Below are 19,515 nucleotides of genomic sequence, written 5' to 3'. Positions count from 1 at the left end.
GGATTCTACCCGCGTTGGTTCTGGGCGGTCGTCATGGGCGCCGCGGCCGTCGCGGCGGCCGCATCGCGCTGCAGCAGGTGGGCCAGCGTATCGACGGCGTCGACGATGCGGTCGCAGGCGTCGGCCAGGGCGATGCCGGCGGCACCGGCATCGGGCAGGGCGGCCAGGGCCTCGGACAGCCGCCGCTCGGCCGGGCGCAGCGACGGGACCTGCGGCGGCCGCTCCTCGCGCAGGGCGGCGGCGATCCTGGCCAATGCCTGGTCGGCCTGTTCGGCGAAGGCGCCGAGTTCGGGCAGCTGCGGCAGGCCGGTCTCGTCGCGCAGCAGCGCTTCCAGCGACAGGGTGGCGCGGATCAGGCGGTGCGCATTGGCCAGGAAGGACTCGGTCCAGGCGAGCCGGGCCCTGGCCGCGCCGCGCTTGGGCTCGGCACGCAGCCGCTCCACCGAGGCCAGCGCGTTGGTGCGGGCCGCGCGCGCCGCGCTGCGGGTTTCGTAGAGCGCCGTGAAATTTCCCGTTGCGGCATCGCGGCCGAGCACCGCAGCAATGTGCGTGCGGTAGGCCTCGACCAGCGTGGCCAGCGCGTTCGTCGTGCGCCGGCCTTCCCAGGTCGGCCACAGCGCGTAGGCGGCCAGGGCCAGGGCGCTGCCGAGCACGGTGCCGAGGATGCGCATCTCCACGGCCTCGCCCGGCGCGATGCCCTCGAAGGAGAGCAGCAGCACCAGCATCGCGGTGAGCATCGCCACGCCCACCGCGTAGTTGACCTGCACCAGCAGGCGGAACACGAAGCACAGCAGGGCCATCAGCGCCAGGCGCATGGCCACCCCGTCCATGGCCAGGTGCGCGACCGCGGTGCCGATCAGCAGGCCGATCAGCGTACCGACCACGCGCAGCACGCCGAACTGCATGGTGCCGCCGAAATCGGGCTTGAGCACGATGGCGGCGGTCATCGGGATCCACACCCCGTGCGGGATCTGCAGCATGCGCTCGCAGGCCGCGGCGATGGAGACGCAGACCGCGCTGCGCAGCGCGTGGCGCAAGGCGATCGAGGACAGCTTGAGGTTGGCGCGCAGGGTCTGCAGCGGATTGCCGGGGCGCAGCGCCGCCGGCAAGCGGGCCTCGGCGAGTTCGGCGCGGATCTCGCCGCGGCTGCTGGCCCAGTCGCTGTTGCGCACCAGCGCGCGCAGCTGGCCGGCCAGGCTCTGCGCCCGCGCCAGGGCGATGCGCGAGAGGCGGCGCTCGCGCAAGGCGCTGGGCTGCTGCGCGTCGGTCAGGCCCTGTCGCGCCTGCGCCAACGCTTCCACCAGGGCGGCGAAGCCGGCGGCCTCGCTTTCCGCGCGCAGCGGCGGCTCGGCCTCGCGCATCGCCACGGCCAGCCGCTGCAGCACGCGCTCGGCCGAGTTGAGCACGGCATCGATCGCGGCCAGCACCGCCGGCTCGCGGATGCGGCCGTGCAGCTCGCCCAGCGAAAGCAAGTCGATGCGCACGCGCTCGCACAGCTCGGCGACGATGCGGAACGACTGCACCGCGATGCCACGCGAGCGGTGCTGGCCATGCAGCAGCTGCAAGGCGTCGGTGGCCGCCTGCGAGACCGGCGGCGGCTGCGAGGGATCGGGGCGGATGCGCGCGGTGTCGGCCAGTTGCTCCAGCACCGTGGCCAGCGCGAAGCGCTCGGGCCGGTAGCGCTGCAGCGGCCAGGCGGCCACGGCCATGAGCGTCTGCAGCAGGCCGCCGGCCAGGATCAGCGCCGCCACGCCGGGCGCGTGCCCGGGCGCGACCTGCATCTCCGCGGTGATCATCATCACGATGGTATTGGTCAGCCCGACGCGCGCGGCCACCGGCCCGAGCGCGACCAGCAGCCCGCCGACCGCGCCGAACACCGCCACGGTGGCGACGAACAGCGGCGTGCAGGGGCCGACCAGGATGCCGATCAGCGCGGCCAGCCCCGCCGAGGCCGCCGCCAGCAGCATGCGCTGCATGCGCAGGCGGTAGGGACCGGGCAGGTCGGTGAACATGGTGTTCAGCGCGCCGACCGTCATCGCCAGCCCGGCCGGCACCTGGTCGATGGCGATGCCCACCGCCAGCGGCGCGACGACCGTCACCGTGTTGCGCAGGGCGACGCGGGCGGGCACCTCGCGCGGCTGGAAGACGATCAGCGAGCGCAGCATGGGCGAAACGGCGCGCTTGCGAGCCACTGGCTCGCGCGCCGCCGAGCGCCCGGCCAGAGATGGCCGGGCTGGACGTTCAGCACAGCGGGCATGCTGCGCCAGGGACGGCGAATGGGCGGGTGGGAGCAATGGTGGCCGCCATCCGCCGCGAGCCTGCGCAGATCGCCATGGGACGTCTCTCCAGCCGTCACGTATCCGGGAACTCGTACTTCGACGGCGCGGGGTTCAGGTGCCCGCAGTGCTTGCAGGTGCGGTGCTCGCGCGAGGAGTAGAAGCGCTCGAACACCGGCGGGAAGTCCTTCTCGATGTCGTGCAGGAAGAAGTACTCCTCGTACAGCTTGTGGTTGCACTGCTCGCAGAACCACATCAGGCCGTCGTCCTCGTGCGGCAGGCGCTTGCGCTCGATCACCAGGCCGACCGAGTCGGGCATGCGCTGCGGCGAATGCGGCGTGCGCGGCGGCAGCAGGAAGATCTCGCCGGCCTTGATCGGGATATCGCGCACCGCGCCGTCCTCTTGGATGCGCAGCACCATCTCGCCCTCGAGCTGGTAGAACCACTCCGGCCCCTCGTCCCAGTGGTAGTCGGTGCGCTGGTTGGGGCCGCCCACCACCATGACGATGAAGTCGCCGTCGTAGATGCACTTGTTGCCGACCGGCGGCTTGAGCAGGTGGCGGTGCTCGTCGATCCACTTCTGGAGATTGAGCGGGGCGGGAAGCATGGCGAGGTCCTAGGCGGAGGCCGCCTTCACGACGGCGGTGCACTTGAGTTCGATCGCGATCGGGGTCGGCAGCGCGGTGATGCCGAGCGTGGTGCGGCAGGGGGCGCTGGCCGGGTCGGGGAAATATTCGGCCCACACGGCGTTGTAGGCGCGGAAGTCGCGCGCCATGTCGGTGAGGTAGACGGTCACGTCGACCAGGTCCTCCCAGCGCGCGCCGCTGGCCTCCAGCACCGCGCGCACGTTGGCGAACACCGCGCGCGCCTGTGCCCGGATGTCGTAGTCGCGCACGCGGCCGTCGCCGTCGTAGACGTTGCCCGGGATCGCGTCGCTGGCCGGCTCGCGCGGGCCGATGCCGGAGAGGAACAGCAGCTCGCCCACGCGGCGCGCGTGCGGATACGCGCCGACCGGGCGCGGCGCGGCGCCGGCCTGGATGGCCTCGCTCATCGCGGCGACCCGCCCTGGGTGCGCTGCACGCGGGCGATGGCGGCGTCGTAGGCCGCTTCCAGCTTCTCGTAGGCGTCGATGCTGATGCCCATGTCGTGCGCGCGCCCGTTCTGCAGGCTGTACACCCAGCCGTGCACGGTGAGCGACTGTCCGCGTGCCCAGGCGTCGCGGGCGATGGTGGACAGGCAGACGTTCTGCACCTGCTCGATCACGTTCAGCTCGCACAGGCGGTCGTGGCGCTCGTTCGGGCGCGCGCGCGCGAGCATCGCGGCGTGCTTGTCGGCGACGTCGGCGACATGCCGCAGCCAGTTGTCGGCCAGGCCGACGCGGTGGCCGTGCAGCGCCGCGTGCACGCCGCCGCAGCCGTAGTGGCCGACCACCAGGATGTGCTTGACCTGCAGTACGTCGACGGCGAACTGGATCACCGACAGGCAGTTCAGGTCGGTATGCACCACGACGTTGGCGATGTTGCGGTGGACGAACACCTCGCCCGGCGCCAGGTCGATGATCTGGTTGGCCGGCACGCGCGAGTCGGAGCATCCGATCCACAGGTACTCGGGCGCCTGCTGGCGCGAGAGGCGCGCGAAGAATTCCGGGTCCTCCGCGCGGATGCGTTCGGACCAGATGCGGTTGCGCAGCAGCAGTTCGTCGAGGGTGCTCATGGGGCGGGCAGGTGCAGGCAGACGTTCTTGGGTTCGGTGAAGAAGCGCAGCGCCTCGGCGCCGCCCTCGCGGCCCAGGCCGGACTGGCCGACGCCGCCGAAGGGCGTGCGCAGGTCGCGCGCCAGCCAGGTGTTGATCCAAACGATGCCGGCGCGGACGCCGGCGGCGAGGCGGTGGGCGCGGTCGAGGTCGCGGGTCCAGAGCATGGCGCACAGGCCGTAGTCGCCGGCGTTGGCCAGGCGCAGCGCATCGTCGTCGTCGTCGAAGGGCTGCAAGGTGGCGACCGGCCCGAAGATCTCCTCGCGGTTGCTGGCGGTGTCCGGGCCCAGGCCCTCGATCACCGTCGGCGCCACGAACCAGCCCGGACGCTGCAGCGCCTGCCCGCCGCACAGGGTCGTGCCGCCCTCGGCGCGGGCGCGGGCGATGGCCGCGACCACCTTGTCGAAATGCGCCTGCGAGACCAGCGGCCCGAGCCGCGCGTCGGAGTCCATCGGATCGCCCACGCGCAACGCCGCCGCGCGCTCGACGAAGGCGTCGCGGAACTCGCTGTAGATGCCGCGCTCGACCAGGATGCGCGAGCCGCACAGGCAGATCTGGCCGCTGTTCTGGAACGCCGAGCGCACCAGCGTGTCCAGGTGGTCGCGCCAGTGGCTGTCGGCGAACACCAGGGTCGGGTTCTTGCCGCCCAGCTCCAGCGAGACCTTCTTCAGCATCGGCCCGGCGACGCCGGCGATGCGCCGCCCGACCGCGGTGCTGCCGGTGAAGGACACCGCCTTGATCGCCTCGTGGGCGACGATCGCCTCGCCGACCTCCGGGCCGAGGCCGTGGACGATGTTGAGCACGCCGCGCGGGAAGCCGATCTGCGCCGCCAGCTCGCCGAGCAGGGTGGCCGTGGCCGGGGTGATCTCGGAAGGCTTGGCGACCACGGCATTGCCCGCGGCCAGCGCGGGGGCGATCTTCCAGGTGAACAGGTACAGCGGCAGGTTCCACGGCGAGATCGTGCCGACCGTGCCCAGCGGCTGGCGCAGCGTGTAGTTCAGGCCGGCCTCGCCGTGGTGCGATTCGCTGGCGAACTGGGTGGCGGCGTGGGCGAAGAAACGCAGGTTGGAGATCGCGCGCGGGATCTCGACATCGCGCGCCAGCGCGAAGGGCTTGCCGCCGTCGCGCGACTCGGCGTGCGCGAAATCGTCCAGGCGCGCGTGCAGGGCGGTCGCCAGCGCGTCGAGCCAGTGCGCGCGCTCGCTGTTGGGCAGGCGCGCCCACGCCGGTTGCGCGGCCTGCGCGGCGGCGACGGCCGCGGCCACGTCGGCGGCGCTGCCGGAGGCGACCTGCGCATAGGCCCGGCCCGAGGCCGGATCGAACACGTCGAGCCAGCGACCGCTGTCGGAAGCCCGGGCCTCGCCGTCGATCCAGTGGGGCAGTCGCTGCATGCGCCTAGCTTAAAGCACGGCGATGAACGGCGCGCGCGGGCGATCGCGGGCCAGGCGCGCCGTACGCCGAGGCACGGATGCGCGGGCGCGCGCGTGTCCTCAGATCGAGTTCATCCGCCCGCCGTCGACGGCCAGGCTCACGCCGTTGACGTAGCCCGCCGCCGGCGAGCACAGGAAGGCGATCACGCCGCCGGTTTCCTCCGGTTTGGCGAAGCGGCCGGCGGGCACGCTCGCGCGCATGCCGGCCAGCACGTCCTCGGTGCTCTTGCCGGTGGCGCGGCTGCGCTCGCGCACGATCTGCTCCACGCGTGCCGTCTCGGTGTAGCCGGGCAGCACGTTGTTGACGGTGATGCCGTCGCCGCCGAGCTCGCGCGACAGGGTCTTGGCCCAGCCCGCCACCGCGCCACGCACGGTGTTGGACACGCCGAGCCCGGCGATCGGCTCCTTCACCGAGGTGGAGACGACGTTGACGATCCGTCCCCAGCGCGCCGCGCGCATGCCGGGCAGCACCGCCTGCACCAGCACCTGGTTGGCGATCAGGTGCCGCTGGAAGGCCTCGAGGAAGGCGGACGGCTCGGCCTCGAACGCGGGCCCGCCGGCCGGGCCGGCGCTGTTGTTGACCAGGATGTGCACGGGCGCGCGCGCGGCCAGTGCCGCGACGGCTTCGCGCATGGCCTCGGTGGCGGACACGTCCGCGACCAGGAAGCCGTGCCGCTGCTGCGGCTGCGCGCGGGGCAGGGCGTCGGCCACGGCCTGCAGGGCGTCGGCGCGCCGCGCCAGCACGGTGACGTCGGCGCCCAGCAGGGCGAGCTCGTGCGCGGCGGCGCGGCCGATGCCTTCGGAGGCTCCGCAGACCAGCGCATGCCGGCCGGTGAGGTTCAGGTCCATCGCGTTACTCCTGTGGTGCCGTCCCGTCCCCGGCTCGCATGGAGGGCGGCAGCGACAGCGCATGCATCATCGCCGCCACGGCCCGCGCCCCGGCATCGTCGCGCGCGCCGAGCGCCTCGGCCACCGCGCGGCGGTTGGCTTCGGGGTGGTTCTGGCTGAGCTTGAATTTCAATTCCACGCGCGCGGGCACGAAGCGGAAGCCGACGATGCCGCGCAGCTGCACGCGATGGTCCTCGCGCTCGGGCTCGAAGCGCCAGTCGCTGCCGACCGTGGCCTCGAAACGCGCGCTGGTGCGGACGACGAGGTCGGCGAGCGCCGCTTCGTCCTCGAAGCGCTGCAGCGGCCCGGACAGATGCGCGACCGCGTAGTTCCAGGTCGGCACGCGCGCCGCCGGTTCCTTGTCCGGATACCAGCCGGGCGAGACGTAGGCATGCGGCCCGTGCACGATCATCAGCGCCTCGCCGCCGTGGCGGGCCTGCGGGTTCGGCCTGGCCCAGTGCCCCTCGATCAGGATCGACTGCGCCGTGCGCCGGTACAGCACGGGCAGGTGGGTGGCGATGGGCGCGCCGTCGCCGCCGCCGGTGATCAGGGTGACGAAGGCGTCGCCCTCGAACAGCGCGTCGAGGCGGGTGAGGTCGTCGCTGGCGAAGGCGCGCGGGGTGTACATGCGGGGCGAGTCAGCAGTCGAGCCGGATCGCCGCGTCAGGCGCGGCTGCCGAGCCGTTGCACCATGCGTTCGCGCAGCTGCGCGTCGTCGCGCGCCTGCGGCGGCTGGATCTCGCCGGGGGCGAAGCCGCGCGCGAGCGCATCCTCCTCGTCGAGGCCGTCGAAGGCGACGAACTCGGCGTCCATCAGCGCCGCGCGCGCGCTGTCCTCGCTGTCGTAGACCAGGGTGTTGCCGTCGCTGTCGAGCACCGTCGCGGTGCCGGCCTCGCGCACCTGCAGGCGCGCCCAGACGATGGTGCGGCCGAGTGTGGCCAGCCACCATTGCGTGCGCGCCGTGCCGCCTTCGCCGGAAGTCGTCCCGGACGCGTTCATGCCGGCACCACCGCGGACAGCAGCCAGAGTCCGCCCGCGCAGGCGAGCCCGCCGAGGATCGTCATCAGCGACAGCCGCGCCGGAGTGGCCAGGCCGGTGAACTGCGGATCGGCCACCTGCCGGTAGCGGCCGCTGAGCAGCCAGCCGAGCGCCGCGGGCTTGAGGAACGCGCCCTCGCCGAAGCCCGCGCGCACCTCGGCATGGCGGTCGCGCAGGTGCACCAGCGCCAGCGGCCAGAAGATCACGAAGGCGCAGGCGCCGGCGATGGCGGCGGCGACGAACAGCAGGGCGAAGAACAGGATCATGGGGCCCTAGAATTCCGCATTGCCGGGCGCGCGCGGGTAGGGGATCGCGTCGCGGATGTTGGACAGCCCGCACACGTACACCACCAGGCGCTCGAAGCCCAGGCCGAAGCCGGCGTGCGGCACGGTGCCGTAGCGGCGGAAGTCGCGGTACCAGCCGTAGTGCGCCGGGTCCAGGCCGAACTGCGCCATGCGCGCGTCGAGCACGTCCAGGCGTTCCTCGCGCTGCGAACCGCCGATGATCTCGCCGATGCCCGGCGCCAGCACGTCCATCGCGGCGACCGTCCTGCCGTCGTCGTTCAGGCGCATGTAGAAGGCCTTGATGTGCTCGGGATAGTTGGTCACCACCACCGGGCGGCCGACGTGCTGCTCGGTCAGCCAGCGCTCGTGCTCGGTCTGCAGGTCCAGGCCCCATTCCACCGGGAAGTCGAACTTCTGGCCGGACTTCTGCAGCAGCGTCACCGCATCGGTGTAGTCGATGCGCTCGAACGGCGCGTTGACGAAGGCTTCCAGCCGCGTGATCGCGTCCTTCTGCACGCGCTCGGCGATGAAGGCCATGTCGTCGGCGCGCTCGGCCAGCACCGCGCGGAACAGGTACTTGAGGAATTCCTCGGCCACGCGCGCGTCCTCGGCCAGGTCGGCGAAGGCGATCTCCGGCTCGACCATCCAGAACTCGGCCAGGTGGCGGGTGGTGTTGCTGTTCTCGGCGCGGAAGGTCGGGCCGAAGGTATAGACCTTGCTCAGGCTCAGGCAGTACGCCTCGACGTTGAGCTGGCCGGAGACGGTGAGGAAGGTCTCCTTGCCGAAGAAGTCGCCGGAGAAGTCGACCGCGCCGTCCTTGCCGCGCGGCAGGTTGGCCAGGTCCAGGGTGGAGACGCGGAACATCTGCCCGGCGCCCTCGGCGTCGGAGGTGGTGATGATCGGCGTGCTGATCCAGTAGTAGCCGTTCTCGTGGAAGTAGCGATGCGCCGCCTTGGCCAGGCAGTCGCGGATGCGCGTCACCGCGCCGAACAGGTTGGTGCGCGGGCGCAGGTGCGCGACCTCGCGCAGGAATTCCAGCGAGTGCGCCTTGGGCTGGATCGGATAGGTCTCCGGGTCCTCGACCCAGCCAACCACCTCCAGCGCCTCGGCCTGGATCTCGAAGCTCTGCCCCTGGCCCTGCGAGGCCACCAGGCGGCCGCGCGCGACCACGGCGCAGCCGGCGGTGAGACGCTTCACCTCGCCCTCGTAGTTGGGCAGGGTGCTCGGCGCCACCACCTGGATCGGCGCGAAACAGGAGCCGTCGCTGACGTTCACGAAGCTCAGGCCCGCCTTGGAATCGCGCCGGGTGCGCACCCAGCCCCGGACCGTCACCTCGCCGCCTTCCGGCACCTTGCCGGCCAGCGCCTGTTCGACACTCAACGTTGTCATGCCTTGAATTCCTGCGGAACGCACCGATCTGGAAGCCGTACAGTCTACCTAAGCCGCGAGGCGGCATTGGTAGGTATCATCACAATCGTTTCCGAGTCCCGGCCGCCAGCATCGCCATGAGCATCACCCTCGCACCCGCCGCCTTCGAACGCGTCAAGGGCTACATCGCCGGCACCCCGGGCGCGATCGGCCTGCGCCTGGGCGTGACCCGCACCGGCTGCTCCGGCTGGGGCTACCTGGTCGACCTGGCCAGGGAGCCGCGCGAGGGCGACAACGTGTCCGAGCAGGACGGGGTGCGGATCTACGTGGATGCCGACAGCCTTCCGCTGGTGGACGGCACCGAGATCGACTTCCTCAAGCAGGGCCTGAACGAGCAGTTCGTGTTCCGCAATCCCAATGTCGCGGCCGAATGCGGCTGCGGGGAAAGCTTCACCACGGACGCCGACAAGGGCGAGCCGGGGCACGCCTAGCGCGGCGCTGCCGCGCTGCCCCGGCGAGCGCCCGGCCATGGATTTCGAGCCGCGCCGTCAGCGCGGCGAGGGGGGCGGACGTTCCGAAAGCGGGGCAGATGCGCCATGGACGGCAAACGCGGATCGCCGAGCCGCCGGACTTGCCCCTAAGCCATTGATCTCCCATAATATACGGCTCCCTGCGGCCTGGCCGCCGGGAGACCTTGCTCCACCGCGTCCGCTGCGGACGGTCGGGGGGCTATCCGGGCTGCCGGATTCCCGCGGGATTTCCCGGGGAACGGCCGCCGAATATCCACAAGGAAACCACAATGCGTCACTACGAAATCGTCTTCCTGGTCCACCCGGACCAGAGCGAGCAGGTGCCCGCCATGATCGAGCGCTACAAGGCGCTGGTCGAGGGCGGCAACGGCACGATCCACCGTCTCGAGGACTGGGGTCGCCGGCAGCTGGCCTATCCGATCAACAACCTGGTCAAGGCCCACTACGTCCTGTTCAACGTCGAGGCCGAGCAGTCCGTGCTCAACGAGCTGGTCGAGCTGTTCCGCTTCAACGACGCGATCCTGCGCCACCTGGTCGTGCGCCGCGACGGCCCGGAGACCGAGCAGTCGCTGATCATGAAGAACAAGGACGAGAAGAGCGACAAGCCCGAGCGTCGCCGCCGCGACGACGAGGATGAAGGCAAGGTCGGCACCGCCGACGATGCCACCGACGCCGAAGCCGAAGCCGCCTGAGCCCCTCTAGGAGCCGCACCGACATGTCCAAGTTCTTCCGCCGCCGCAAGTTCTGCAAGTTCACCGCCGAGGGTGTGAAAGAGATCGACTACAAGGATCTCAACACCCTGCGCCAGAACCTCACCGAGAACGGCAAGATCGTCCCCAGCCGCATCACCGGCACCAAGTCCCGCTACCAGCGCCAGCTCGCCACCGCCGTCAAGCGCGCGCGTTTCCTGGCCCTGATCCCGTACACGGACAACCACAACGTGTAAGCGGCGCGGGCCCCGGGCAGGGGCCCGTCGTCGCCTTCCATCCCCGTCCATTCGGACAGCCACCAGTTGCGGCGCCTGGGCGCCGCTAACGAATCGAGCTCATTAGGAGCACGGGAGCACCACCATGGAACTGATCCTCCTGCAGAAAGTCACCAACCTCGGCAACCTGGGCGACAAGGTCAAGGTCAAGCCGGGCTACGGCCGCAACTACCTCGTTCCGCAGGGCAAGGCCGTGCCGGCCACCGCCGCCAACCTGGCCGAGTTCGAAGCTAAGCGCGCCGAGTACGAAGCCAAGGCCAAGGCCATCCACGACGGCGCCAATGACCGCCTGACCAAGCTGGAAGGCGCCAGCGTCACCATCTACGCCAACGCCTCCACCGAGGGCAAGCTGTACGGCTCGGTCGGCCCGCGCGACATCGCCGAGGCGCTGACCAAGGCCGGCACCCCGGTCGAGAAGTCGGAAGTGGTGATGGGCGAAGGCCCGCTGCGCAACGTCGGCGAGTTCGAGGTCATCGTGCACCTGCACGCCGACGTCGAGACCACCGTCAAGGTGATCGTGGCGCCGGAAGTGGCGTGATGCGGCACCTCCGGAAGCCGCGCGGCGACGCGCGGGCTTCCAGACGAACGGGCGCCGGGAGGCGCCCGTTTTTCGTTGGGTCGCGGCGCCGGGAGGCGCCTGTGTTTTTGTTGCGTCGCAGCGCCTGAGACGCGTCCGGGGAAAGTTATGCACAGCATGTCCCAAGACTTGTCTGCAACCGGATCGCAGGAACGCCGCTACGATGTCCACTTCGATGCCAGCACGACAACAACAGGATCGCGACGACGGTCCGTCTAGGGGAGTCACGTCACTGATGAGCGCAAGACCGGGCTTCCGCAACGATGGGCCCACTTATCCGGGACGTGCCGACAGCCGCATCGAACAGCTGCGCGTGCCGCCGCAGTCGGTGGAAGCCGAACAGGCGGTGCTCGGCGGCCTGATGCTGGCCCCGGACGCCTTCGACCGCGTCGCCGACCAACTGGTCGACAGCGACTTCTACCGCCGCGACCACCAGCTGATCTACCGCGCCATCCGCGAGCTGGCGGAGAAGAACAAGCCCTTCGACGCGGTCACGCTCGGCGAATGGTTCGAGTCGCAGGGCTTGGCCGAACAGGTCGCCGGCGGCGCCTACCTGATCGAGCTGGCCAGCACCACGCCCTCGGCGGCCAACATCGCCGCCTATGCCGAGATCGTCCGCGACAAGGCCGTGCTGCGCCAGCTGATCGAGGTCGGCACCGGCATCGTCAACGACGGCTTCCAGCCGGAGGGGCGCGAGAGCAGCGAACTGCTGGCCAAGGCCGAGCAGGAGGTGTTCGCCATCGCCGAGGCCGGCGCGCGCGGGCGCACCGACTTCACCCCGGTCAACAAGGCCATGGCCGAGGCCTTCGACGTCCTGCAGACGCGCTACGCCAACGGCGGCGGCATCACCGGCATGCCGACCGGCTACACCGAATTCGACGAGATGACCGCCGGCCTGCAGCCGACCGACCTGCTGATCCTGGCCGCGCGTCCGGCGATGGGCAAGACCACGCTGGCGCTGAACATGGCCGAGTACGCCGCCATGAAGACCAAGAAGGCGGTGGCGGTGTTCTCGATGGAAATGTCGGCCAGCCAGCTGGCGCTGCGCCTGATCTCCTCGGTCGGCCGCGTCAACGCCACGCGCCTGCGTACCGGCCAGCTCGAGGACGAGGACTGGAGCCGCGTCACCAGCGCGATCCGCCTGCTCAAGGAAACCAAGATCTTCATCGACGACACCCCGGCGCTGTCGCCGGAGGTGCTGCGCGCCAAGGCGCGGCGCCTGAAGCGCGAGCACGACCTCGGCCTGATCGTGATCGACTACCTGCAGCTGATGCAGGTGCCGGGCAACAGCGAGAACCGCGCCACCGAGATCTCCGAGATCTCGCGCTCGCTCAAGGCGCTGGCCAAGGAGCTCAACGTGCCGGTGATCGCGCTCAGCCAGCTCAACCGCTCGCTGGAGACCCGCACCGACAAGCGCCCGGTGATGGCCGACCTGCGCGAATCGGGCGCCATCGAGCAGGACGCCGACGTGATCATCTTCATCTACCGCGACGAGTACTACAACAAGGAAAGCTCGCCGGACAAGGGCCTGGCCGAGGTGATCATCGGCAAGCAGCGTAACGGCCCGACCGGCTCGGTGAAGCTGAAGTTCTTCGGCGAGTACACGCGCTTCGACAACCTCGCGCACGACTCGGTCGGCAGCTTCGAGTAGTCGCCCGCGACGGTCGGTGGGTGGGTGTCCGGAGGGCGCTTATCGCGCCGCGCTAGGGCTTGGCCGTCAGGCTGCGCGCTTTTTCGTACAGCGCCCGCGCCCGTTCCTGCTCGCCATTGGCCTGGTAGGTCTCGGCCAGGCTGTCCCAGGTGTTGGCCGAGCCGGGGAAAAGGCGGGTGTTGAGGCGAAACAGCCGGATCGCCGCCTCCGCCCCGAGGCTCTCGCGCGCGGCGTAGCCGGCATTGTTGATCGTGCCTTCCAGCGCTGCGTCCGCCATCGCCGCCTGCTTGCGCGCCGCGGCGACCGCCGCATCCATCGCGGCGGCGTCGGCGCCTTGCCAGGCGAGGCCGATCAGCCGCTCCGACAGGGCCTGGGACGGGAAGCGGCGCGGCGCCACGGCCGCCATCGCGCTGTCCACCAGGGTCCGCGACCAGACGTTGCGCGCGCTGCCGTTGGTCAGATAGAGGAAGGCGTAGAGATCGCCGTCGAGCGCGTCCTCGAACACGAGGCGCACCCGGACGCGGGCGCCGCCATCGTGTCCGACGAAGCGATAGGGGGCGCTCTCGCCGTATTCCCAGCCGCCGGCGAACGTGCCGCGCCGGCCATCGCGCAGCGTCTGCGCCCGCCAGAGCCGCTGCAGCGTCGCCTTGCCGACCAGTTCGCCCTTGCCCAGCGCCCGCAGGAAGCGCGCGAGGTCGTCCAGGCTCGCGTAGAGGGAGCCATGGGCGTAGCTGTAGTCCGGCCAGGGGATCTCCTGCTGCCTCTGCAGCCGGCCGTCCTTGCCGAGGTAGGCGGCCGCCACGCCGCGCCCGGGCAGGCGGGCGGGACCGAGCCAGGTGTGGCGCAGATGCAGCCGGCGAATGATGCGCTCCTCGGCGATCTCCACGTACGGCTTGCCGTAGTGGGCCTGAAGCAGCGCCGAGAGCACGAGGTAGTTGGTCTGCGTGTAGCGCGACTGCGTCCCGGGCGCGAACTGCGGCGGCTTTGCGCCGGCGGCCGAGAGCGCGGCGGACAGGTCGGGCGGGAAGGTCGCGGGGGATTCGCCCTCGAAGTACTCCGCCACGCCGGAGGTATGGTCGAGGAACTGGCGCACCGTGATGTTCCGCCAGGCGCCGGGCAGGTCGGGAAGGTAGGCGCTGGCGGCCGCGTCCGGATCGACGCTTCCCCGGTCGACGAGTTGCATCACCAGCGTGCTGACGAACAGCTTGCTCAGCGAGTACACCGGAAAGACATGTCCGGGCGTCAGGCGCTTCCCGGCCTCGACGTCGGCCTGGCCGTCCGCGCCGCGGAAGAGCACCTGGCCGTTGTGCACCACCATGACCGCCTGGCCGGCGATGCCGTAGCGCTCCCGGTTGGCCTGCATTGCGGCCTGCATGCGCTGCTTCGGCGCGGCCGATGCGCCGTCGGTCGCGCCGAACGCGTTGCCGGTCGGCAGTCCGGTCAGCAGCAGCGCCAGGCATAGGCCGCGCAGAAGATTCAAGCCTGCCTCCATTGGCGGGATGGCGCGGCCGGTCCATCGGTCGGCTGCGGGAGTGCGCGCGCTGCGCCGGCGCAGTATGCCATCGGCTCCTGTCGCCGCGGCGATCGGGCGCGACGGCCGCGGCCGGCGCGGGCGGGCGATTCCGGTATGCGACAATCGCCGGCGCGATCACTCACTCGGATGCGCGCGCTCGGATGCGCGCGTTCCGGCCGGCGGTTTTGGACAGCACCATGCAGGATCCCATCGACCAACGCCCCAGCCGCATCGTGGTCGACCTCGACCGCCTTTCGCACAACCTGCGCGGCATCCGCGAACGCGTCGGCGTGCCGGTGATGGGCATCGTCAAGGCCAACGCCTACGGGCACGGCCTGGTCGCGGTGGCGCGGCACCTGCAGGCGCAGGGCGTGGACCAGCTCGGCGTGGCGTTCCTGGAAGAGGGCATGAAGCTGCGCCAGCACGGCATCGCCCTGCCGATCCTGGTGATGGGCGGCATCTTCGGGCCGCAGGCGGCGCAGTTCATCGAGCACGACCTGGAGATCACCGTGTCCTCGCTGGCCAAGCTGCGCCAGGTGGAAGCGGCCGCCGAGGCGCTGGGCCGCAAGGCGGTGATCCACCTGAAGATCGACACCGGCATGGAACGCATCGGCGTGCACAGCTATTCCGCCGGCCCCTTCATCGAGGCGGCGGCGGCCTCGCGCTGGTGCGTGCTCAAGGGCGTGTACTCGCACCTGGCCTGCGCCGACGATCCGGACTCGCCGATGACCGCGCAGCAGCTGGAGCGCTTCCTGGACGCCTGCGCGCATTTCGAGCGCATCGGCGCGCCGATGCCGCTGCGCCACCTGGCCAACTCCGGCGGCGTGCTGCACTTCCCCGACACCTACCTGGACATGGTGCGTCCGGGCATCCTGCTCTACGGCGTGCTGCCCGATCCGGCCTCGCGCGCCACCGTCGATACGAGGGCGGCGCTGTCGCTGCGCTCGCAGGTGATCTACTTCAAGGTGGTGAGGGCGGGCAATCCGGTCAGCTACGGCGCCACCTGGGCGCCGCAGCGCGACACGCGCGTGGTCACCGTGCCGATCGGCTACGGCGACGGCTATCCGCGCGGGCTGTCCTCGCGCGGACGGGTGCTGATCCGCGGCCAGGCTTATCCGGTGGTCGGGCGCGTATGCATGGACCAGTTCATGGTCGACATCGGCAGCGGGAGCGCCTGGAACGAGGACGAGGTGGTGCTGATCGGCGAGCAGGACGGGGCGGCCGTCAGCGTCGAGTCGCTGGCCCGGGCCGCCGGGATGAGCGCCTACGAGATCCTGGTCGGCTTGAACGAGCGGATTCCGCGCCAGTACGTCGCCGCGTGAACGGCACGGCCGCCGGCCGCTGACGCGGCGGCGCGCGCCGTGGATACTGGGCCATGCCCAATGCCCTGGTCTGGTTCCGCAACGATCTGCGCCTGGACGATCATCCGGCCCTGCAGGCCGCGCTGGACGCCGGCTGCGCGCCGGTGTGCGTCTATATCCACGCCCCGGACGAGGAGGGCGACTGGGCGCCCGGCGCCGCCTCCGATGCCTGGCGCCACCGCTCGCTGATCGCGCTGGACGCGCAGTTGCGGCGGCGCGGCTCCCGCCTGCGCTGCTTCGCCGGGCCCAGCCTGCAGACGCTGCGCACCCTGGTGGCGGCCTGCGACGCCGAGGCGGTGTTCTGGAACCGCCGCTACGAGCCCGCCATCGAGCGCCGCGACGCGGCGATCAAGCAGACGCTGCGCGGGCAGGGCACGCGCGCCGAGAGTTTCGACGGCGCCCTGCTGTTCGAACCGTGGCGCTTGCGCACCAAGCAGGGCGGGCCGTACAAGGTGTTCACGCCGTTCTGGCGCGCGGCGTTGGCGGACTGGCGGATTCCCGGCGTCCGGGATGCCCCCGCCACGCTGCCCGAGGCCGTGGGCGGCCCCGACGGCCTCGCCGTGGAGGCGTTGCGGCTGTCGGCCCAGCCGGCCTGGGACGCCGGCTTCTGGACGATGTGGACGCCGGGCGAGGCGGGCGCGCGCGAGGCCCTGGAGGTGTTCGTCGACGGCGCGCTGCGCGGCTATCGCGAGCAGCGCGAGCGGCCCGACCGCGCCGGCAGCTCGCGGCTGTCGCCGCACCTGCACTTCGGCGAGATCGCGCCCTGGCGGGTGGCGGCGGCGATCGAGGCCGAACGCAACGCCGGCAACGCCGCCGACGCCGATGCCTACCTGCGCGAGCTGGGGTGGCGCGAGTTCGCGCATGCGCTGCTGCACCATTTCCCGGAAAGCGCCGGGCGCAACCTCGATGCGCGGTTCGATCGCTTCGACTGGGCGCGCCCCGATCCGTCGCGGCTGCGCGCCTGGCAGACCGGCACCACCGGCGTGCCGATCGTGGACGCGGGCATGCGCGAGCTCTGGGCCACCGGCTGGATGCACAACCGCGTGCGCATGATCGTCGCCAGCTACCTGTGCAAGCACATGCGCCTGCACTGGCTGGAGGGCGCGCGCTGGTTCTGGAGCACCCTGGTCGACGCCGACCTGGCCAACAACACCCTCGGCTGGCAGTGGGTGGCCGGCACCGGCGCCGACGCGGCGCCGTACTTCCGGGTCTTCAACCCGGTCACCCAGGCGCAGCGCTGCGATCCGGACGGCGCCTACATCGCGCGCTGGGTGCCGGAGCTGGCCGCGCTGCCGACGCCGCTGCGCTTCGCGCCATGGACCGATCCCCGGCAGGCCGCCGCGCGCGCGCCCGGCTATCCGCCGCAGCCGATCGTCGACCTGGCCCGGGGCAGGGACGAGGCGCTGGCGGCCTACCGCCGGTTGCGCTAGCGCAACGCGTTCGCGTTGACCGGCGCAGGGCCGCGTGATTCACTCCGGTTCCTGATCCGGGAGGGAGTGGATGGCCACGCAGAAACCGCGCAAGCGCGCCAATCGCGAACCGATGTCGCGCGTCGATACCGCCTGGTTGCGGATGGAGCGTGCCACCAATCCGATGATGATCACCGGCGTGCTGATGTTCGAGGAGCCGATGTCGCTCGAACGCCTGAAGCAGGTCATCGACAAGCGTTTCCTGGCCTATTCGCGTTTCCGCCAGAAGGCGGTCGACTCGCCCACCGGCGCGGCCTGGGTGGACGACCCGCACTTCGAACTGGACTGGCACGTGCAGCTGGCGGCATTGCCCGGGCGGCGCGGCCAGGGCGGCTCGGACAAGCGCGCGCTGGAGCGCTTCGTCAGCCAGCTGGCCTCCAGCCCGCTCGACAAGAGCCGGCCGCTCTGGCAGTTCCACCTGGTCGAGCACTACGACGGCGGCTCGGCGCTGGTGGCGCGCCTGCACCACAGCTATGCCGACGGCATCGCCCTGGTGCAGGTACTGCTCTCGCTCACCGACACTTCGCGCGATGCCGGCAAGGACAAGGCGCTGGCCAAGGCCTGGCTCAAGGAGGACGGCGCCGAGGTGGCCAAGCGTGTCGGCGCGGTGGAGCGCTACGCCAAGCTCGGCGGCAAGATGCTCGGCAAGAGCATGGAGATGGTGCAGGACCCGACCCTGGCCGCGATGCTGGCGAAGGAGGGCGGGGAGATCACCCGCGAGCTGCTGCAGGCGCTGACCCTGCCGGACGATCCGCCCTCGCTGCTGCGCGGCAAGCTGGGCGTGAGCAAGCGCGTGGCCTGGGCCAAGCCGCTCGACCTGGAGGAGGTGAAGGCGGTGGGACGCGCCTGCGACTGCACGGTCAACGACGTGCTGATGGCGGCCGCGGCCGGCGCCCTGCGCGACTACATGATCGAGCGCGGCGAGGACGTGGACGGCCTGATCCTGCGCGCGACGGTGCCGGTGAACCTGCGGCCGCTGGAGCATGCGCGCAAGCTTGGCAACCATTTCGGCCTGGTGTTCCTCGACCTGCCGGTGGGCGAACCGAACCCGATCCGGCGGCTGGAGCATGTCGCCGAGTGCATGAATCAGCTCAAGAATTCCAGGCAAGCCATTGTTGCATATGGGCTTCTTGCCGCTTTAGGCATGGCACCTCAAGCAGTACAGGAGCTTGCGCTGGAGCTGTTCAGCCGCAAGGCCACGGCGGTGGCGACCAATGTCCCCGGGCCTCCGCAGCCCCTGTACCTGGCCGGCTGCAAGATCCGCGACCTGATGTTCTGGGTGCCGCAGACCGGCTCGATCGGCATCGGCATTTCGATCATGAGCTACAACGGCCAGGTGCATTTCGGCCTGATCGCCGATGCCAAGCTCATTCCCGATCCGGACGCGGTCATCCGCCGCTTCGGCACCGAGTTCGACAAGCTGCTGTACCTGGCGCTGATGGGCAACTGGGACAACGCGCTCAACTCGGTGGCAGCGCAGGCGCTGATCGACTAAGGGCCCGCTGAACCGGGCGTCACGGCGCAGCCCGGCATTCGGGTATCCGTCACACTCGGACGGCGGCGACAGGTTAGCTTGTGGCTCCCATGCATGCCGGCCCCCGCCGGACGACGAGGTATAGCCATGAAGCGCCTGTCCACACGACTCCCCACGGCCGCGACCGCCGCCGCGCTCGCCGGCAGCCTGCTGCTCAGCAGCTGCGCCAGCTACACCGGCCAGACCAATGCCCCGGACGACCCCAACCGCACCCGCACCGGCGCGCTGATCGGCGCCGGCATCGGCGTGGTCGCCGGCCTGCTCAGCGGCAGCGACGCCACCGAGCGCCGCCAGCGCGCGCTGATCGGCGCCGGCATCGGCGGCCTGGCCGGCGGCGGCATCGGCGCCTACCAGGATCGCCAGGAAGCCGAGCTGCGCCGCAAGATGGCCGGCACCGGCGTCGACGTGGTGCGCCAGGGCGACAACATCACCCTCAACATGCCCGGCAACGTTACCTTCGATTTCGACAAGTCGGACATCCAGTCGCAGTTCTATCCGGTGCTGGACAACGTCGCCAGCACGCTGCAGCAGTACAACCAGACCGTGATCGAAGTGGCCGGCCACACCGACAACGTCGGCACCGACGCCTACAACCAGCAGCTCTCGCAGCGTCGCGCCGACGCGGTGGCGGCCTACCTGTCCTCGCGCGGCATCGTGCGCGACCGCATGATCACCGTCGGCGCCGGCAAGACCCGCCCGATCGCCAGCAACGACACCGACAGCGGCCGCGCCGCCAACCGCCGCGTGGAGATCACGCTGGTGCCGGTGCGCAGCTGAGGCTGAGCGTACGCCGCTGTGGAACGAGGCCGCCTCCGGGCGGCCTTTTTTTTCGTTTGCGCGGCCTTGCAGGCGCGCGCAC

The 19,515-nt window shown here is 70.9% G+C and carries 20 protein-coding genes; 9 read left to right on the top strand and 11 right to left on the bottom strand.

The window, feature by feature from the left end; genetic code table 11:
* Positions 1-5: 5 nt before the first annotated feature.
* The 10 genes from MD221_RS02895 to asnS all read right to left on the bottom strand — a co-directional run bounded on the left by MD221_RS02895 (position 6) and on the right by asnS (position 9,057).
* On the bottom strand, positions 6-2,165 hold the full coding sequence (locus MD221_RS02895) for an FUSC family protein (protein ID WP_242107686.1): 2,160 nt from the start codon (positions 2,163-2,165) through the stop codon (positions 6-8).
* 187 nt (positions 2,166-2,352) lie between these two features.
* Entirely contained in the window at positions 2,353-2,883 is a 531-nt protein-coding gene (locus MD221_RS02890; RefSeq protein WP_242107684.1) for a 3-hydroxyanthranilate 3,4-dioxygenase, read from the bottom strand.
* Positions 2,884-2,892: 9 nt separating this feature from the next.
* Positions 2,893-3,327: a RidA family protein gene (locus MD221_RS02885; RefSeq protein WP_242107682.1), complete on the bottom strand. Its 435-nt coding sequence runs from the start codon at positions 3,325-3,327 to the stop codon at positions 2,893-2,895.
* A complete protein-coding gene (gene can / locus MD221_RS02880) occupies positions 3,324-3,989 on the bottom strand; it encodes a carbonate dehydratase (RefSeq protein WP_242107680.1) in 666 nt (221 codons plus the stop codon). The genes MD221_RS02885 and can overlap by 4 nt, the downstream gene beginning before the upstream one ends.
* Positions 3,986-5,419: an aldehyde dehydrogenase gene (locus MD221_RS02875; protein ID WP_242107679.1), complete on the bottom strand. Its 1,434-nt coding sequence runs from the start codon at positions 5,417-5,419 to the stop codon at positions 3,986-3,988. Before MD221_RS02875 ends, can begins: the two co-directional genes overlap by 4 nt.
* A 99-nt stretch (positions 5,420-5,518) precedes the next feature.
* A complete protein-coding gene (locus MD221_RS02870; RefSeq protein WP_242107678.1) occupies positions 5,519-6,307 on the bottom strand; it encodes an SDR family oxidoreductase in 789 nt (262 codons plus the stop codon).
* Between the two features lie 4 nt (positions 6,308-6,311).
* The gene (locus tag MD221_RS02865; protein WP_242107677.1) at positions 6,312-6,974 is read right to left on the bottom strand and encodes an FMN-binding negative transcriptional regulator; all 663 of its coding nucleotides are present in this window, start codon (positions 6,972-6,974) and stop codon (positions 6,312-6,314) included.
* A gap of 35 nt (positions 6,975-7,009) precedes the next feature.
* Positions 7,010-7,345: a hypothetical protein gene (locus MD221_RS02860; RefSeq protein WP_242107676.1), complete on the bottom strand. Its 336-nt coding sequence runs from the start codon at positions 7,343-7,345 to the stop codon at positions 7,010-7,012.
* Complete coding sequence (locus MD221_RS02855; protein WP_242107675.1) at positions 7,342-7,650, bottom strand: hypothetical protein; 309 nt, start codon at positions 7,648-7,650, stop codon at positions 7,342-7,344. Before MD221_RS02855 ends, MD221_RS02860 begins: the two co-directional genes overlap by 4 nt.
* Before the next feature lie 6 nt (positions 7,651-7,656).
* The gene (asnS, locus tag MD221_RS02850; protein ID WP_242107673.1) at positions 7,657-9,057 is read right to left on the bottom strand and encodes an asparagine--tRNA ligase; all 1,401 of its coding nucleotides are present in this window, start codon (positions 9,055-9,057) and stop codon (positions 7,657-7,659) included.
* A 116-nt stretch (positions 9,058-9,173) separates the two neighbouring features.
* Between asnS and MD221_RS02845 the strand changes: the two genes are divergently transcribed.
* The 5 genes from MD221_RS02845 to MD221_RS02825 all read left to right on the top strand — a co-directional run bounded on the left by MD221_RS02845 (position 9,174) and on the right by MD221_RS02825 (position 12,779).
* The gene (locus tag MD221_RS02845; protein ID WP_242107672.1) at positions 9,174-9,527 is read left to right on the top strand and encodes a HesB/IscA family protein; all 354 of its coding nucleotides are present in this window, start codon (positions 9,174-9,176) and stop codon (positions 9,525-9,527) included.
* Positions 9,528-9,835: 308 nt separating this feature from the next.
* A complete protein-coding gene (gene rpsF / locus MD221_RS02840; RefSeq protein WP_242107670.1) occupies positions 9,836-10,258 on the top strand; it encodes a 30S ribosomal protein S6 in 423 nt (140 codons plus the stop codon).
* Between the two features lie 23 nt (positions 10,259-10,281).
* Positions 10,282-10,512, top strand: coding sequence for a 30S ribosomal protein S18 (gene rpsR, locus MD221_RS02835; protein ID WP_096208774.1), 231 nt, complete (start codon positions 10,282-10,284; stop codon positions 10,510-10,512).
* 124 nt (positions 10,513-10,636) lie between these two features.
* Complete coding sequence (gene rplI / locus MD221_RS02830; RefSeq protein ID WP_242107668.1) at positions 10,637-11,089, top strand: 50S ribosomal protein L9; 453 nt, start codon at positions 10,637-10,639, stop codon at positions 11,087-11,089.
* 274 nt (positions 11,090-11,363) lie between these two features.
* Entirely contained in the window at positions 11,364-12,779 is a 1,416-nt protein-coding gene (locus tag MD221_RS02825; RefSeq protein ID WP_242107666.1) for a replicative DNA helicase, read from the top strand.
* A gap of 52 nt (positions 12,780-12,831) precedes the next feature.
* On the opposite strand, the gene MD221_RS02820 is transcribed toward MD221_RS02825, so the two are convergent.
* Positions 12,832-14,259 carry a serine hydrolase domain-containing protein gene (locus tag MD221_RS02820; RefSeq protein ID WP_242107664.1) on the bottom strand — a complete coding sequence of 476 codons (1,428 nt, stop codon included), beginning with the start codon at positions 14,257-14,259 and terminating at the stop codon, positions 12,832-12,834.
* 230 nt (positions 14,260-14,489) lie between these two features.
* Between MD221_RS02820 and alr the strand changes: the two genes are divergently transcribed.
* From alr to MD221_RS02800, 4 genes are all read left to right on the top strand, one after another.
* Entirely contained in the window at positions 14,490-15,614 is a 1,125-nt protein-coding gene (gene alr, locus MD221_RS02815) for an alanine racemase (protein ID WP_242107662.1), read from the top strand.
* A 53-nt stretch (positions 15,615-15,667) separates the two neighbouring features.
* Positions 15,668-17,083: a cryptochrome/photolyase family protein gene (locus MD221_RS02810; RefSeq protein ID WP_242107660.1), complete on the top strand. Its 1,416-nt coding sequence runs from the start codon at positions 15,668-15,670 to the stop codon at positions 17,081-17,083.
* 70 nt (positions 17,084-17,153) lie between these two features.
* Entirely contained in the window at positions 17,154-18,617 is a 1,464-nt protein-coding gene (locus MD221_RS02805) for a WS/DGAT/MGAT family O-acyltransferase (RefSeq protein ID WP_242107658.1), read from the top strand.
* 126 nt (positions 18,618-18,743) lie between these two features.
* A complete protein-coding gene (locus MD221_RS02800) occupies positions 18,744-19,433 on the top strand; it encodes a YiaD family glycine zipper/OmpA-like lipoprotein (RefSeq protein ID WP_242107655.1) in 690 nt (229 codons plus the stop codon).
* Positions 19,434-19,515: the final 82 nt, after the last annotated feature.

This window comes from Luteimonas aquatica (assembly GCF_022662575.1).
Taxonomy (GTDB): domain Bacteria; phylum Pseudomonadota; class Gammaproteobacteria; order Xanthomonadales; family Xanthomonadaceae; genus Luteimonas; species Luteimonas aquatica.
Note: the sequence above shows the minus strand (reverse complement) of the source record. Positions and strands in the feature narration are given on the sequence as shown.